The sequence below is a fragment of the Haloplanus sp. C73 genome (assembly GCF_051195115.1).
In the GTDB taxonomy this organism is placed as follows: domain Archaea; phylum Halobacteriota; class Halobacteria; order Halobacteriales; family Haloferacaceae; genus Haloplanus.
On sequence record NZ_JBNTJZ010000003.1, the window covers coordinates 1 to 15,166 of the forward strand.

The following is a 15,166-nucleotide window of genomic DNA, read 5'->3' on the forward strand; positions in this document are numbered from 1 at the left end:
ACGACGCCACCGGAGATGTTGCCAGCCAGCTCGATGCTGGATTCGCCCTGGAAGACGGTTGCGCCGTCGTAGACGACGCCGTCACCGTCCTGCGTGTCGAAGTCACCGATACCGCCCGGACCTGCGCGGTTCGCGCTGGAACCGGAAGTGGTCGTGTCGGTGATCTGAAGCGTGAAGAACGAATTGCTGACGGACGAGTCCGCAGTTCCGTCGTCATTCGAGTCGATGGCGAGGCCAACGTCCGTCGACTGGTCACCCTGAACAGCGGGTGCAGTAACGGTCTGGACATCGAAGGACACGTTGACCGTGTCAGAATTGACGCCAGAGCCAGATGCGTCACCAAAGGTGACGTTCACAACGTTATTCGTCGAGTCAACGTTGGAATCGCCGCTGTAGGTGACGTTCTGACCGCTAACGTCGACATTTGACACACCAGAACTACTCAGATCGAGGCTGTCATTGAAGTCAAGGACAACCTTCTGGTTAGTGCTGTCATTAGTGTTAATGCTATCCAACTGAAGGTCGACGGTAAGATCGTTCGTCGAACCTTCTTGAACCGAATTCGGCGTAAGGGAGGAATTCCCTGCTGTAGCCGATTGCGCAGCAGCAGTGCCCGTGAACGCGACGGTGCCGGCGAAAACCGAGAACACCATCAGCGCCGCGAGGATTACTGCGCGCGCTTTGTCGTTATAGTCTGTCATTTTGTTGCTGTGTTCGCAGTGACATTCCCGAGGCCGCTCCTCTTTCCTGTCGATTCGTGGTCTGAGCTGCTCAGCCACTGGTAGGGGTACGTCTGAACCACAGTAGATTATAATAAATGCTTTGTGGTCTGTGCATAGATATGACGCGTGTCAGACCTACACACGGATGATTCTGCCCATCGGTCGTTTGCATCCGCAGGAAATAACCCGCCAGTTGGTGGCGTTCGTCGTTTTCGGCACCACACGTCGGAACGCGCGCTTCGAGGACGTCGCTCGCTACCGGCTCAGCGAACGAACCTCTCAGAAAGTCGAAAATTAAGCGCGCCCGTGCGTGGAGTCACTGTGAAACCGGGGACTCCGAATTCGTGAGAACAGGAAATCGGCGGGACTGTTCGAGAAAGTGTGGTTGATTCGCGGGGCCTCCACGAACGGAGCGAGTGGGGCACGGGAGGGAACGAACGGAGTGAGTGGACTCGCGGGGATTTGAACCCCGGGCCTCTTCCTTGCGAAGGAAGCGATCTACCGCTGATCTACGAGCCCGCAATATAGCCCAGCCGACGGGCGTACTTGTCTGTTGTGAAAACGCCTTAGCGCCGTGCCGTGGCGTCAGTCTTCGAGGACGATCTCGATACTGACGTCGTTCGGCACCTGGATGCGCATGAGCTGGCGTAGCGCGCGTTCGTCCGCGTCGATGTCGATGAGACGCTTGTGGACGCGCATTTCCCAGTGCTCCCAGGTCGCGGTCCCCTCACCGTCGGGGGACTTTCGCGACGGGACTTCCAGCGTCTTCGTCGGCAGCGGAATCGGACCGCTGAGGTTGACGCCGGTTTTGCTCGCGATTTCGCGAACCTCGTCGCAGATGCTGTCGAGGTCCTCCGGGCTCGTGCCCGCCAGGCGAACGCGTGCTTGCTGCATCTATCGCTCGTTGACCGAGAGCACTTTGCCGGCCGCGATGGTCTGACCCATGTCGCGGATGGCGAAGCTCCCGAGCTCCGGAATTTCGGAGGACGGCTCGATGCTGAGGGGCTTCTGCGGGCGAACGGTCACGACCGCAGCGTCGCCGGACTTGATGAAGTCCGGGTTCTCCTCTGCGACCTCGCCACTGGCGGGGTCGAGCTTCTGGTCGATGGACTCGATGGTACACGCGACCTGCGCCGTGTGGGCGTGGAAGACCGGCGTGTAGCCAGCGGTAATCACCGACGGGTGCTGCATGACGACGACCTGCGCCTGGAATGTCTCGGCGACAGACGGCGGGTCGTCGGCCGGACCACAGACGTCACCGCGACGGATGTCGTCCTTGCCGATACCGCGGACGTTGAACCCGACGTTGTCACCGGGACCGGCCTCGGGCACCTCTTCGTGGTGCATCTCGATGGTCTTGACCTCGCCACCGACGTCCGAAGGCTGGAACGACACGTTGTCGCCAATGTTCATGATACCAGTCTCGACGCGGCCGACCGGGACCGTCCCGATGCCCGAGATGGTGTAGACGTCCTGAATCGGCAGGCGGAGCGGCGCGTCCGTCGGCGGCTCCGTGGCCGGCAGGTCGTTGAGCGCTTCGAGCAGGGTCGGACCGTCGAACCACTCCATGTTCCCGGACTTCTCGGCGACGTTGTCGCCTTCGAAGGCCGAAATCGGAATGAAGGAGGCGTCCTCGGTGCCGAAGCGGACCTGCTTGAGGAGCTGCTTGACCTCCTCGACGACCTCTTTGTAGGTGTCTTCGGAGTAGTCGACGATGTCCATCTTGTTGACCCCGATGATGAGCTCGTTGATACCGAGCGTACGGGCCAGGAAGACGTGTTCACGGGTCTGGGGCGCGACGCCGTCGTCTGCCGCGACGACGAGCACCGCGTTGTCCGCTTGGGACGCGCCCGTAATCATGTTCTTCACGAAGTCACGGTGACCCGGACAGTCGACGATGGTGAAGAAGTACTCGTCAGTGTCGAATTCCTGATGGGCGATGTCGATGGTGACACCACGCTCTCGCTCCTCGGCGAGGTTGTCCATGACGTAGGCGAACTCGAAGCCGCCCTTGCCCTTCTCCTCTGCTTCTTCTCGATACTGTTCGATGACGTGCTCCGGTACGGACCCCGTTTCGAAGAGGAGTCGCCCGACGAGCGTGCTCTTGCCGTGGTCGACGTGGCCGATGATGGCCAAGTTCTGGTGCGGTTTGTCACTCATGGTGGAATCACGCGCTAAGGCGCTTGGTGAGGGATATTTTGCTCGAACGACCTAAAACCATTTCGATACACGTCCCAGAGAGTCTCGGTGCCGTCTTGCGGTTTGTCATGCCATACCGCACAACGGCGGCCGAATCGCGGGTGGGGCGTTCGAACGAGCGCGTGGACAGCAGGATTACTCCAGCCGGCCCACGTCGGAGAGAATCGCCGTCGCCGTCTCGGGACCGCCCGCCCCTCGCCCGCTGAGATGGAGTTGCCCGGCGTTGACCGTCTCGAACTGGACGATGTTGCGCGTGCCCGACACCGCCAGCGCGTCGTGTTGGGGGACGAGCCGCGGGCCGACGCGGACGCCCTCGGCCGTCGCTTCGCCGATGAGTCGGACCGTCCGCCCGTCCTCGGCGGCCAAATCCAGCGCGCTCGCCGGGATGTCGCGAATCCCCTCGACGGTCGCGTCCGCGAGGCTGTACACCTCCTCGCCCTGACTGAGCACGTTCGCGAGGATGACGAATTTCAGCGCCGCGTCGGTGCCCTCCACGTCGAACGCGGGGTCCGCCTCGGCGACGCCGAGGTCCTGTGCCTCCGCGAGGACGTGTTCGTAGCCCAGTCCCTCCGCGGCCATCCGCGAGAGGATGAAGTTCGCCGTCCCGTTGAGGACGCCACGGGTCGCGGTAATCTGACTCGGGCCGAAGTCGGCGATGGTCGAGAGGATGGGGATAGCGCCGCCGACGGCGGCCTCGAACTGGACCGTGCCCGCGCTCTCGCGTTCGAGCGCCATCAGGTCGCCGTAGCGTTCGGCCACCGGCCCCTTGTTCGCGAGCACGACGTGCCGGTCGCGTTCCAGAGCCGCGCGGACGTGTGAGAAGCCGGGTTCGGCGTCGCCGAGCGTCGTCGGCGTCGCCTCGACGAGGACGTCGTACTCGGCCGCGAGGGCGTCCTCAGGGTCGCCCGAGCCGACCACGCCCTCCCGTTCCTTGCGGTCGAACACCGCGTCCGCGTCGATACCGTCTGGGTCGACCGCCGAGGACCGAGAGTCGGCGACGGCGGTCACGCTATGCCCGTACTCCGGGGCGAGGTCGACGACCGACCGACCGACTGCGCCGACACCGATGACGGCGAGTCTCATTCCGACACCTCCACGAGCGGCTCGATTACGTTCAGTCCTTTCTCGTCGGCGATAGTGTGCACGTGATCGAACACCTCGTCGGTCCGGCCGGTCCGCGTCGCCAGCCGAAGGCGAGCGCTCGACGCGCCACCGCGGCCGTCGGGCGCCGAGAGCGACAGGTCCGCAAGCGTCGCGTCCGTACTCGATTCGATGCGTCGGAGCGTATCCGAGAGGTCGGTGTCGACGATGTCGCCGACCAGCAGGAGCGTCAACTCCTCGCCGTAGCGCTCCGCGCCGGCTTGGATGACGTTGACGCCCTCGTCGCGAAGCGCCGAGACGATGGTCTCGAAGCGGTCCGGTGGGCACTCGACGTCCACCTCGACGGGGATGTGGCCTCGTGGCGTAAGGTTGCCCCGCTCGTGGAATATCGAGAGCAGGTTGCCACCGTTGTCGGCGATGGGGTGGAGCGCGGACAGGAGCTCGCCCGGCTTGTCGACGAGTTCCAGCCGGATAGTGTGAGTCTGTGGGCGCTCACCGCCGTCCGTTTCGTGAGCGTCCGCGTCGGAGGTGACGGAATCGTCGGACATTCAGGCCGTCACCCCCGCGGCATGACCCGTCGACGGAATAATTGTAATCGGCGACGGGGAGGGGCCGCGGGGTAGCTCCGTGCCGACACGTCGACTGCCGGTAGTCATGCCGCTGGGCATGGTACACAGTGTGCCGGTGGGGTATAAGATTGCATCGGTCGAGACACCGGCTCAGGCCGCGACCGCCGTCTGACTCGCGAGGTCGGTCGGACCCGCCTCGAACAGCGTGACGGGTCTCCGGTCGATTCGGTCGAGTACGCCGGTCATGCTCGCACCGTTGCCGAAGACCGGTTATGAACGGATTCCCGAAGAGAAAGAGCGGGCCGAGTTAGATGTAGTCGATAGACGGCGGGAGTTCGAGCTTCATGCCCTTGCGCTCCCGAATCTTCTTGATGATGTCCGGCTGGAGGTTGTCCGCGAGCACGCGGAAGCCCGCGTTCTCCGTATTCCACGAGGCACGACCCTCGGTGGCGCTACGGATGTCCGAGGAGAAGCCAATCATCTCGTCGACGGGCGCGATGCCTTCGATGACCATGAGGTCGCCCTCCTGATACATGTCGTCGACGCGGCCACGGCGACCCTGAATCTCGCCGGAGGCCGCACCCATGTGCTCGGACGGAACGTCGATGCGGACGTTCTGGATGGGTTCGAGCAGGCGAATCTCGCCGTCGATGAGCGCGCGGTGGACCGCTTCACGGACCGCCGGGATGACCTGTGCCGGGCCGCGGTGGATGGTGTCCTCGTGCAGCTTGGCGTCGTGGAGTCGGATGAGGGTGCCCGAGACGGGCTCCGCGGCGAGCGGGCCGTCGTCGAGCGCCTCCTCCAGCCCCTCGACGACGAGTTCCATCGTCTCGTTGAGGTGCTGAATCCCCTTCGTGTCGTCGATGAGGATGTTCGTCCCGTGAATCTGCTCCACGTTCTGGGACGTGTCCTTGTCCATGCCGGCTTCCTGCAGCGCTTCACGGCGCTCCAGTTCGGGCATGTCCATCGAGACGTTGCCGAGCTGAATCTGCTCGACGATGTCGTCGCTCAGGGGCTGGACGGTGATGTAGAACTTGTTGTGTCGGTTCGGCGAGACGCCTTCGACCTCTTGGGAGGCCTCCTGTGGCGCCTCGCGGTAGACGACGATTGGCTCACCGGTGTTGATGGGGATGCCCTGATTGCGCTCGATGCGCTGGCCGATGACCTCCAGATGGAGTTCACCCTGCCCGGAGATGAGGTGTTCGCCCGTCTCCTCGTTGATTTCGATTTGAATCGTCGGGTCTTCCTTCGCGACCTGCTGCAGCGTCTCGATGAGCTTCGGCAGGTCGTCCATGTTCTTCGCCTCGACGCTTTTCGTGATGACGGGCTCGGAGATGTGCTCGATGGACTCGAACGGCGTCATCTCGACGCTCGACACCGTCGAGCCAGCGATAGCGTCTTTGAGGCCCGTGACGGCGGCGATGTTGCCCGCGGGGACGTGCTCCACTTCCTCGCGCTCGCCACCCATGTAGATGCCGACGCTCTGGACGCGGTTCTTGCCCGCGGTCCCGGAGACGTACAGTTCTTGGCCCTTCTCGAGGGTGCCCGAGAAGACACGCCCGGCGGCGATTTCGCCGGCGTGGGGGTCGACACCGATGTCGGTGACCATGAGGACGACTTCGCCGTCCTCGTCGACCAACTGCATCGACTCCGCGACGTCGGAATCGGCGTCACCGCGCCAGATACGCGGGACACGACGGGGCTGTGCGTCGACGGGGTTCGGGAAGTGCTCACAGACCATGTCGAGCACGACGTCCGAGAGCGGCGTTCGCTCGTGGAGTTCCTGCCGCTTGTCGGCGCGTTCGAGGTCGATGATGTCGCCGAAGTCCATGCCCGTTCGCTGCATCGAGGGCATCGAGACGCCCCACTTGTAGAGCGCGGACCCGAAGCCGACGGTGCCGCCCTCGACGGAGACGGTCCAGTCGTCCTCGATGTCGTCCATCTCCTCGGTCATGCCACGGATGAGTTCGTTCACGTCGTGGATGACCGAAAGGAGTCGCTCCTGCATCTCCTCCGGCCCCTCCTGCAGTTCGGAGATGAGGCGGTCGACCTTGTTGATGAACAGAGTCGGCTTGACGCCCTCGCGGAGCGCCTGCCGAAGCACCGTCTCCGTCTGGGGCATCGCGCCCTCGACGGCGTCGACCACCACGAGCGCACCGTCGACGGCGCGCATCGCCCGCGTCACGTCGCCACCGAAGTCGACGTGGCCCGGCGTGTCGATGAGGTTGATGAGGTGGTTCTGGTCCTCGTACTCGTGGGTCATGGAGACGTTCGCGGCGTCGATGGTGATGCCGCGTTCCTGCTCGTCCTCTTCCGTGTCCATCGCGAGCTGTTCGCCCGCGGTGTCCTGCGAAATCATGCCCGCACCGGCGAGGAGGTTGTCCGTCAGCGTCGTCTTACCGTGGTCGACGTGAGCGGCGATGGCGATGTTCCGGATGTTCTCCGGCTTGTCCATCAGTCGCTCACATTCTTGTACGATCTTCTTTCGTCGGCCCATTACTGGCCCATACCGTCAGGAGGGTCAAAAGGGTAGTGTTTTGCCGGAGGCGAAACCCCCGATTTCCGGCGGTTAATCCGGCGTGTTACGCGATACCACGAAACTCCCCCGTCGAACCGACCACAACCGTCTTACGCGTCTACCCCGTGGTACATATCAACATGGACGTACGCGTTCATGGTGGCGCTCCGCCCGACCCGTTTCTGGGCGCTGCCGACCTACTGGCGACCGAACACGAACTCGACCACCCCGTACACGTCCGCGTCCGCGACGATCCCGACGAGCGAACTTGGGCGGCCCACTACGACGACCATCACGTCCTCAACATCTCCAGACAGGCCGCGACCAGTGCGATGGCGCGCGAACTCGCGCTCCACGAACTCGCGCACATGGCCCGCTACGAGGAGGGCCACGCCTCCCACACGCAGTCGACGGACGAAGCGCTCTTTCTCGCCCTGTCCGGCCAGAGCGTCGAGCGCCGCAAACTCGCACACTGCTACCAGATAGCGAACCACATGCGGGACATCTACGCCGACGACATCACCATCGACGTGGCGCCGGCGGCGAAACTCGTCCAGTTCCTCGAATCCCAACTCGCCGCCGCCGTCGCCGACGCCCCCGGTGACGACGGCGACAGGCCCTCGGGCGCCGGCCCGGCGGATGCGGGCGCCGACCCCGACATCACCGCCGTCAACGCCGCGTTCGCACTCGGCCTCGCCGAGCGCCACGAGTTAATCGACACCGACCACCGCCTCTACGACCTAGCCCGTGCCGCCGCCGCCGACGCCCCCGCCGTCGGCCTCGACGCGTTCAAGCAGCGCTTCCGGTCGCTCATCGACGACCCCTCGGAGAGCGACTTCCGGCGTGACCTCGTGGCGGTGACCAAGGAGTACGCCCTCAACAACGGTCGCGCGGCGGACTGAGCCGTCGCTCCCGACCGCTGGAGAAATAACCCGGCCCGAGGCGTCGCGGCCCCGCCGACCGGAAGAGAGAGATTACCGCGCGGCGGCGGCGACCCGCTCCGCTTCCTCTTTCTGGTTGATGGCGTAGGCGCCGACGTCGTAGTCGGCGGCACCCATCAGCTGCGTGGCGAGCGCCTCCGCGGCGCTCGTTTTCGTCTTGTAGGAGCCGCGCTGAGTCCCCTCAGCGAGGAACTTGAGCGCTTGGTCGACCCGTCGCTGCGGGGCGACGTCGACGGCCTGCGGGACGGAGATGCCACCGTATTTCAGGCGGACCGTCTCCTCGCGCGGGGCCGCGTTCTCGACGGCGGTGACGAGCACCTGCACCGGGCTCTCGTCGGATTCCTCGTCGACGATTTCGAACGCGTCGCGGACGATGCGCATCGTCTGCTGTTTCTTGCCCGTGTTCTCGTCCGTCTGCATCAGGCGGTTGATGAGCCGCTCGACGAGCGAGATTTCGCTCTTCTGGAACTGCTTGGAGGCGTGTCGACCCATCGTGTGCGCGATGGGGGTGACGTTGATGTATCGCTGGGTGCTGGGGTCGGTGTACGAGATGTCGTCCGTCTCCCAGACGCCAAAGAGCAGTGCGTCCGTGTCTTGGTCCTCGCTCCCTGCGGGAGCGTCGGGCTCGGGGGTGTCGCTCTCGGACATTATCGCACCGGTTTCTCCGCGTTACCGCGCACGAGTTCGATGAGCGAGACACCGTTGACCTTCTCGACCTTGTAGTTCACACCGGAGAGGTCGCCCATGGCGCGACCCTTCGCGCCACCGATGCCGGCGATGGTGACCTCGTCGTGTTCGTCGATGAACGAGATGGCACCGTCACCGGGACAGAAGGCCGTCACTTGCTTGCCGTTCTTGATGAGCTGGACTCGGACGCATTTCCGAATCGCAGAGTTGGGCTGTTTCGCTTCGATGCCAACCTTCTCGAGGACGATGCCCCGTGCCTGGGGTGCGCCCTCGAGCGGGTCGGATTTCTTCCGGAGACCGCGCTCGCGTCGCGCGTACTCCGAGTCGGACCACCGTCGAGTCTGGCGGTCCTTCTTGAGTTTGCGGGCCGCGTACTTGCCGTTCGCCATAGTGCCATGTCGTTCCCGGTGGAGCTACTTAAGCCTCCCTTTTCGCTCCGAGAGAGACCGTCTCAGAACGCGTTAGGCACCCCGCTAATCCGATTTGAGGGCTTTTCTCTGGAGAGAGCGGCGCCCCGAGAGGACTGTTGAGCGCCGAAGGAGCGCCGAGAGACCGTGAGAGTCCACACACTCACAGAAGGCTTATTCCGCCGCCGCCGGGACTGCCGGCTATGGTGTCCCGCCGCCGCGCTCTCGCCCTCCTCGGCAGCGCCCTCGCTACGTCCCTGACCGGGTGTCTGTTCGGCAGGTCCGGGAGTGACGAAACCGAACCAACGACCGTCTCGAACCGCTCTGTCGACGTCACGGGGTCGATTCCCCAGTATCAGGCCGACGCCGAAAACGCCGGCCGCCTCGACGAGACGGCGCCGTCCGACCCCTCCGTTGCTTGGCGGCGCACGCCCGCGCTCTACGACGGCTCCCAACCCGTCGTGGACGGAACGGACGTCTACGTCGCCTTCGACGGTACCCTCGTGAGCGTCGCCCTCGATGACGGCGAGACGGCGTGGACGGCCGACGTGGGCCACGCCTCGGAGTCTGCCCCGGCCGTCCACGACGACGTCGTCTACGCGACAGTATGGAACGGCGGCGACGCCGTCCCGCGTGGCCTCGCCGCCGTCGACGCCGCCGACGGGTCGGTTCGCTGGCGCGCCCTGACGGACAACGCCGTCGGCGCGGCCCCCATCCCGACCGACGACGCCGTCTTCGTCGGCGGCGGCCACGAGAACGGCGAGGTCGCTGCGGTCGAACACGACGGGACGGTCAGGTGGCGACAGGACCTCGGCGAGTACGCCGCCGCGCCGGCCGTCGCCGACGACCTTGTCCTCTACGCGACGGGCGAGGCGGAATCGGTCGTCGCTCTCGATACCGCCACCGGGGAATCGGTCTGGGAGCAGTCGCTCGACGACCGTACCGTGGCCGCCCCCACAGTCGCCGGCGACGCCGTCCTCGTCGCCGACGCGTCCGGACGCGTCCGAGCGCTCGACGCCGCCACCGGGGAGCGACGGTGGGAGAGCGCCGTGGACGGCCGCGTCCAGCAGTCGGTCGCCGTCGCCGACGGAACCGTCGTCGTCGCCCATCACGCCGGCGTGACGGCGCTGTCGCTGGACGGTGGTGAACAGGAGTGGTGGACGGCACTCGACCGAACCCCGACAGCGCCGATAACGACCGATGGAGCGGTCCTCGTCGGCGCCGGTCGGGACCTGATAGCACTCGCCGTCGCAGATGGAATCGAGCGCTGGCGAGTCGAGACTCGCGAGCGAACCTACACGGACGTCGTGCTGGGAGGCGTGACCGGGTCGCCGGTCGCCGTCGACGGGACCGTCCTCGTCTCGACACAGGCTGGCGACGTGTACGCACTCGACGACGCGTAATCAGGTCAACTGCACGTCGTCGATGTCGTAATGCCGGTTCGCCAGCCGTCGCGCCGTCTCGATGTTGCGGCCGTCGCGACCAATGGCGACGCCACGGTCGGCGTCGGGCACCTCCGCGTACGCGACGCGGTCGCCCTGTTCGCTGACGGTGACGTGTTGGACCGCCGCCGGCGCGAGCGTGTTCGCGACGAACGCCTCCGGCGTGTCCGCGTCTTCGACGAGTTCGACCGTGTGCCCGAGGGCCTCCTCGACCGCTTGCACCCGCCGTCCGTTCGGGCCGACCGCCTGTGCCATCTCGCCGGCGGCGACGAGGAAGACGACGCGCTCGTCGTCCTCGTAGACCAGACAGTCGCGCGCCGTCGCGCCCGTCTCGTCCTCGAAGCGAGCGATGTACCGTCTATCGCGGTCGGAGAGGGTGATTCGCATTAGACCACCGTGGATCCGGCTCGTCGGACGAGACAGGACACCGTCATCAGTCGTCGGACGGCTGGACCGAGTCCGGACTGAACGAGCCCATCCGGAGGTCGACGTCGCCGGTGCCGATGGCGACCGGCTTGCCGACGATGACGTTCTCGATGACGCCGTCGAGTCGGTCACGCTCGCCGTGGATGGCCGCGTCGAGGAGGTGGTTGACCGTCACCTCGAACGCGGCGCGGGCGAGGACGGACTCCTTCGAGCCCGAGATGCCGTGCCGACCGATGGATTCGATGGTGCCACGATTCGTCATGATGTCCGCGACCAGCATCAGGTGGCGGACGTTCACGTCGTCGAGCCCCTGCTCTTCGAGCGTGTCCATCGTCTCGTTGATGATGGCCTCGCGGGCCGCCTCGACGCCGAGGTTGCGATAGATTTCGTGGATGTTGTTACACGTCGTCCGCGAGGCGTCGACGCCCTCGATTTCGATGACGTCGCCGAAGGCCGACCCCTCGGTGTAGAGGACGAACTCCTCCTCGCCGTCGTCGAGTGTCTCCTTGCGGATGACGACCCGGGACACCTCTTCGATGCCCTTGAACACCACGTCGCGAAGCTCCTCGACCAGCTGGAGGAGTTCGCGGTAGCTCGGCTCGGAGGGGCCGAACTCGATGAGCGTCCCCTCGCGTCGGGTCTGGACGCCGAGTGCGTCCTCGATGGTCTCGGATATTTCGGCGGCGATGTCGCCGACGTTCTCGACGGTCGGCCACCGCTCGATGAGCGTCTCCTCGTTGAGGTCGACCTGAACCAGCATGTCGGCGACGTTCGTCGACACGTCACCCAGCGAGAGAATCTTGGTCGACTCGATGGACCACACCACCTCGTGTGCGCGCTCGCGGTCGGTGGCGTACTCCTCGTCCAGATACACCGTCATCATCGGCGTGTCCGGCGTCTTCCGGGCGTCCACTAGCTCGATGAGCCGGGGCAGCCCCTGCGTCACGTCGATTTCGGCGACCCCCGCGTAGTGGAAGGTGTTCATCGTCATCTGCGTCCCGGGTTCGCCGATGGACTGGGCCGACACCGTCCCGACCGGGTCGAGCGGGTCGACGCGCGTATCGACGTACCGCGACTCCGTCGCCTGCGCGATTTCGTCCGCCTGCTCGGTCGTAATCGGCCCGCGTTCCTCGACAGTCTCGTAGATGCGGTCTTTCAGTCGTCGCGGCAGGTCCGTGTCCTCGACGACAGCCTCGATGTCGTCCGTGACGTGTTCGTAGTCAGTCATCGGACTCCACCTCCATGCCCTGTGCCTTGTTCAGACCGGGACCGGCGTACTCCGAGAGGTTCGTCGGCGGTTCGCGTTCGCCGAGGAAGCGCTCTTTCTCCGCGGGGGAGTCGAACTCCGCCTCGATGACGCGGTCCGCAATCCCCTCGACGTCGATTGGGTTGTCGTCCGTCGACGACACCTTCACCGGACTGGTGCCGTCCTCGCCGAACTCGAACTGAACGATGGTGTCCGAGGTGTCGCGGACGGTGCCGTCGTACTGCGACTCGAGTTCGGACAGCGCGTTGATGAGTCGGCGCTGGAGGTATCCGGACTTCGAGGTTCGGACTGCCGTGTCGACAAGCCCCTCGCGGCCACCCATCGCGTGGAAGAAGAACTCCCGCGGCGTCAGCCCGCCACGGTAGGAGTTCTCCACGAAGCCGTGAGCCTCGGCGGAGAGGTCGTTCGGCTCGTAGTGGCTCAGGGTTCGGTCCTCGTACCCGCGGTTGATTCGCTCGCCGCGGACTGCCTGCTGTCCCACACAGCCGGCCATCTGGGTCAGGTTGAGCATCGACCCACGGGCACCCGAACGCGCCATGATGACCGCCGGGTTGTCCTCTTGGAAGTGGTCCTCGGCGATTTCACCCGCGCTGTCGCGGGCCTTGCCGAGCGTCTGCATGATCTTCATCTCGAGCGTCTCGTCGATGGTCCGCCCGGGCAGGGATTCGAGTTCGCCCGCCTCGTAGCTCTCGATGAGTTCGTCGATGCGGTCGTAGGCGTTGCCGATGGCCGCGTCGACGCTCTCGTTCGCCTCCTCCGGGATGGACTCGTCGTCGATACCCAGCGAGAAGCCGAAGTGCATGATGGCGCGCATCGCGAGCGCCGCCACTTCGTTGATGAACACGCGAGCGCGCGTCTCGGAGTAGACCTTGGTGAGGGTGTCGACGATTTCGCCGCCGAAGGCGCCGACTGCGTCCTCGTCGATGGTCCCCTCGACCAACTGGCCGTCCTCGATTCGGACGGTGTCGCCCGCGGACGACGTGAACTCGAGGTTGAGGTCGTCCGGCAGGAGTTCCGAGAAGACCGTCCGACCGGTCCAGTAGGGTTCGCCGTCCTCCTCACCGTCGGAGGCGGGGAGTTCGTCCACGCTCGTCGCGCGGAGCAGGTCGAGCGCCTGCGTCTCCGAGAAGTGAGGGTTGTCGTGAGTCAGCAGGTAGGTCCCGCTGATGTGGTCCTGAATCGCGCCGATGATGTTCTCGCCGAACCGGGGGCTGAGAATCTGCTCCTGAACGCGCATCAGGACACGCGCCTCGGCACGTGCCTCCTCGTTCTGGAGGGCGTGCATGTTCATCTCGTCGCCGTCGAAGTCGGCGTTGTACGGCGGACAGACCGTCGTGTTCAGCCGGAAGGTCTTGTACGGCATCACGACCACTTCGTGAGCCATAATCGACATCCGGTGGAGCGACGGCTGCCGGTTGAAAATCACGATGTCGCCGTCGACGAGGTGCCGGTTGACCTCCCAGCCCTCCTCGACTTTGGTCGCGAGTTCCTCGCAGTTTTTCTCCGTCACTTTCAGCCGACGGCCGTCCGGTCGACGGACGTAGTTGGCGCCGGGGTGACCCTCGGGGCCGTTGGCGACGTACTGCTGGGCTTCTTCGACGTTGCGCTCCGTGACGTTCAGCGTCTGGGTCATCTCCGTGGCGACCCGTTCGGGAACCCCAACCTCGTTCAGCGAGAGCGTCGGGTCCGGGCTGATGACCGTTCGGGCCGAGAAGTTGACGCGCTTCCCGGACAGGCTACCCCGGAAGCGACCCTCCTTGCCTTTCAGGCGCTGGGAGAGCGTCTTGAGCGGCCGACCCGAGCGGTGTCGCGCGGGCGGGGTCCCCGAAATCTCGTTGTCGACGAACGTGGTGACGTGGTACTGGAGCAGTTCCCAGAGGTCCTCGATGATGAGCTGGGGCGCACCGGCCTCGCGGTTCTCCATGAACCGCTGGTTGATGCGGATGATGTCGACCAGCTTGTGAGTCAGGTCGTCCTCGCTTCGCTGGCCGTTGTCGAGCGTGATGGACGGCCGGGCCGTGACCGGCGGGACCGGCAGGACCGTCAGAATCATCCACTCGGGACGGGAGCGCTCGGGGTCGATACCGAGCACCTGAATGTCCTCGTCGGGGATGTCCTCGAACCAGTCGCGGATGTCCGAGGGCATCAGCTTGTTCATGTCCTCCTCGGTCAGGTCCACGTCGAGGGCCTTCTCCAACTGCTTTCGCGTCTCGCTTTTCGGGCGGAACTCGCCCGCCATGATGTCGTTGACGCGTTCGAGGTCGATGCCGAGTCCCTCGGCGAGTTCCTTCGGGCTGGTGCCCTCGTCGTCCTCGTCCTCGGGGTCCGGCTGCATCGCCTCCGCGATGCGCTCGGAGTAGTCGCCCGCGAGGACGTCTTGGACCTCGTAGTAGGTGGTCGGTTTCTCGTGTTTGATGTCGTGCATCACGCCGTCACAGTCCGGGTGCGGGCAGTAGCTCTGCTTGCGCGCCTGCCGGACCGCCGACTTCAGCACGTCGTTCGGGTCGTTGCCGAGTTCTTCGGCACGAACCAAGTCCTCCTCGTACTCCTCGCGCTCCTCTTCGGTGAGCGCGAGTCGCCCACACTCTCGACAGGTCGAGCGCAGCAGCCGACGGATGAGCTTCGTGAACCCGACGTGGATGACGGGCGCCGCGAGCTCGATGTGACCGAAGTGGCCGTTACACGACCCGGAGTGCTGGCCGCAGGTCCGACACTCCAGACCGGGGTCGATGACGCCCAGACGAGGGTCCATCAACCCCATGTCGATGGGGTAGCCGTCGTCGTCGTAGGTGTCCGCCGTGATGACCTTCGTCGCGGACATGTCGCGATACGTCTCCGGGTCCATCAGCCCGAACTGAATGCCGCCTATCTCCTTTGGTGTCTGCAT

The 15,166-nt window shown here is 65.1% G+C and carries 13 protein-coding genes and 1 tRNA gene; 2 read left to right on the forward strand and 12 right to left on the reverse strand.

Annotated elements, in window-relative coordinates; translation table 11 throughout:
- The 7 genes from ACQUSQ_RS06465 to ACQUSQ_RS06495 form a co-directional block, all read right to left on the reverse strand.
- A partial coding sequence (locus ACQUSQ_RS06465) for a surface glycoprotein (RefSeq protein WP_435067730.1) occupies positions 1-779 on the reverse strand: 779 nt, incomplete at its 3' end.
- Positions 780-1,169: 390 nt separating this feature from the next.
- Positions 1,170-1,241, reverse strand: a tRNA-Ala gene (locus ACQUSQ_RS06470).
- A gap of 66 nt (positions 1,242-1,307) precedes the next feature.
- On the reverse strand, positions 1,308-1,616 hold the full coding sequence (gene rpsJ, locus ACQUSQ_RS06475; protein ID WP_157690315.1) for a 30S ribosomal protein S10: 309 nt from the start codon (positions 1,614-1,616) through the stop codon (positions 1,308-1,310).
- Positions 1,617-2,882: a translation elongation factor EF-1 subunit alpha gene (gene tuf / locus ACQUSQ_RS06480; protein WP_435067731.1), complete on the reverse strand. Its 1,266-nt coding sequence runs from the start codon at positions 2,880-2,882 to the stop codon at positions 1,617-1,619.
- A 174-nt stretch (positions 2,883-3,056) separates the two neighbouring features.
- On the reverse strand, positions 3,057-4,004 hold the full coding sequence (locus ACQUSQ_RS06485; RefSeq protein ID WP_435067732.1) for a homoserine dehydrogenase: 948 nt from the start codon (positions 4,002-4,004) through the stop codon (positions 3,057-3,059).
- Positions 4,001-4,570, reverse strand: coding sequence for an amino acid-binding protein (locus tag ACQUSQ_RS06490; RefSeq protein ID WP_435067733.1), 570 nt, complete (start codon positions 4,568-4,570; stop codon positions 4,001-4,003). The genes ACQUSQ_RS06485 and ACQUSQ_RS06490 overlap by 4 nt, the downstream gene beginning before the upstream one ends.
- Positions 4,571-4,898: 328 nt before the next feature.
- On the reverse strand, positions 4,899-7,088 hold the full coding sequence (locus ACQUSQ_RS06495) for an elongation factor EF-2 (RefSeq protein WP_435067734.1): 2,190 nt from the start codon (positions 7,086-7,088) through the stop codon (positions 4,899-4,901).
- A gap of 161 nt (positions 7,089-7,249) precedes the next feature.
- On the opposite strand from ACQUSQ_RS06495, the gene ACQUSQ_RS06500 reads away from it, so the two are divergent.
- Positions 7,250-8,011, forward strand: coding sequence for a DUF5781 family protein (locus ACQUSQ_RS06500; RefSeq protein ID WP_435067735.1), 762 nt, complete (start codon positions 7,250-7,252; stop codon positions 8,009-8,011).
- A 72-nt stretch (positions 8,012-8,083) separates the two neighbouring features.
- On the opposite strand, the gene ACQUSQ_RS06505 is transcribed toward ACQUSQ_RS06500, so the two are convergent.
- Complete coding sequence (locus ACQUSQ_RS06505; RefSeq protein ID WP_435067736.1) at positions 8,084-8,698, reverse strand: 30S ribosomal protein S7; 615 nt, start codon at positions 8,696-8,698, stop codon at positions 8,084-8,086.
- Positions 8,698-9,126 (reverse strand): 30S ribosomal protein S12, encoded by a 429-nt coding sequence (locus ACQUSQ_RS06510; RefSeq protein ID WP_092635289.1) that lies wholly within the window; start codon positions 9,124-9,126, stop codon positions 8,698-8,700. The genes ACQUSQ_RS06505 and ACQUSQ_RS06510 overlap by 1 nt, the downstream gene beginning before the upstream one ends.
- 221 nt (positions 9,127-9,347) lie before the next feature.
- Here ACQUSQ_RS06510 and ACQUSQ_RS06515 point away from each other — a divergent pair, with 221 nt between their 5' ends.
- A complete protein-coding gene (locus tag ACQUSQ_RS06515; RefSeq protein ID WP_435067737.1) occupies positions 9,348-10,547 on the forward strand; it encodes a PQQ-binding-like beta-propeller repeat protein in 1,200 nt (399 codons plus the stop codon).
- On the opposite strand, the gene ACQUSQ_RS06520 is transcribed toward ACQUSQ_RS06515, so the two are convergent.
- From ACQUSQ_RS06520 to ACQUSQ_RS06530, 3 genes are read right to left on the reverse strand one after another with little or no spacing between them, the layout of a single operon-like run.
- A complete protein-coding gene (locus ACQUSQ_RS06520) occupies positions 10,548-10,973 on the reverse strand; it encodes a NusA-like transcription termination signal-binding factor (protein WP_435067738.1) in 426 nt (141 codons plus the stop codon).
- A gap of 46 nt (positions 10,974-11,019) precedes the next feature.
- Positions 11,020-12,240, reverse strand: a complete 1,221-nt coding sequence (gene rpoA2 / locus ACQUSQ_RS06525; RefSeq protein ID WP_435067739.1) for a DNA-directed RNA polymerase subunit A'' — start codon at positions 12,238-12,240, stop codon at positions 11,020-11,022.
- Complete coding sequence (locus ACQUSQ_RS06530) at positions 12,233-15,166, reverse strand: DNA-directed RNA polymerase subunit A' (RefSeq protein ID WP_435068222.1); 2,934 nt, start codon at positions 15,164-15,166, stop codon at positions 12,233-12,235. The genes rpoA2 and ACQUSQ_RS06530 overlap by 8 nt, the downstream gene beginning before the upstream one ends.

Coding starts and splice junctions, on each gene's coding strand:
- ACQUSQ_RS06495 (WP_435067734.1), bottom strand. CDS start 7,088: ATGGGCCGACGAAAGAAGATCGTACAAGAATGTGAGCGACTGATGGAC.
- ACQUSQ_RS06485 (WP_435067732.1), bottom strand. CDS start 4,004: ATGAGACTCGCCGTCATCGGTGTCGGCGCAGTCGGTCGGTCGGTCGTC.
- ACQUSQ_RS06515 (WP_435067737.1), top strand. CDS start 9,348: ATGGTGTCCCGCCGCCGCGCTCTCGCCCTCCTCGGCAGCGCCCTCGCT.
- tuf (WP_435067731.1), bottom strand. CDS start 2,882: ATGAGTGACAAACCGCACCAGAACTTGGCCATCATCGGCCACGTCGAC.
- rpsJ (WP_157690315.1), bottom strand. CDS start 1,616: ATGCAGCAAGCACGCGTTCGCCTGGCGGGCACGAGCCCGGAGGACCTC.
- rpoA2 (WP_435067739.1), bottom strand. CDS start 12,240: ATGACTGACTACGAACACGTCACGGACGACATCGAGGCTGTCGTCGAG.
- ACQUSQ_RS06490 (WP_435067733.1), bottom strand. CDS start 4,570: ATGTCCGACGATTCCGTCACCTCCGACGCGGACGCTCACGAAACGGAC.
- ACQUSQ_RS06505 (WP_435067736.1), bottom strand. CDS start 8,698: ATGTCCGAGAGCGACACCCCCGAGCCCGACGCTCCCGCAGGGAGCGAG.
- ACQUSQ_RS06510 (WP_092635289.1), bottom strand. CDS start 9,126: ATGGCGAACGGCAAGTACGCGGCCCGCAAACTCAAGAAGGACCGCCAG.
- ACQUSQ_RS06530 (WP_435068222.1), bottom strand. CDS start 15,166: ATGCAGACACCAAAGGAGATAGGCGGCATTCAGTTCGGGCTGATGGAC.
- ACQUSQ_RS06500 (WP_435067735.1), top strand. CDS start 7,250: ATGGACGTACGCGTTCATGGTGGCGCTCCGCCCGACCCGTTTCTGGGC.
- ACQUSQ_RS06520 (WP_435067738.1), bottom strand. CDS start 10,973: ATGCGAATCACCCTCTCCGACCGCGATAGACGGTACATCGCTCGCTTC.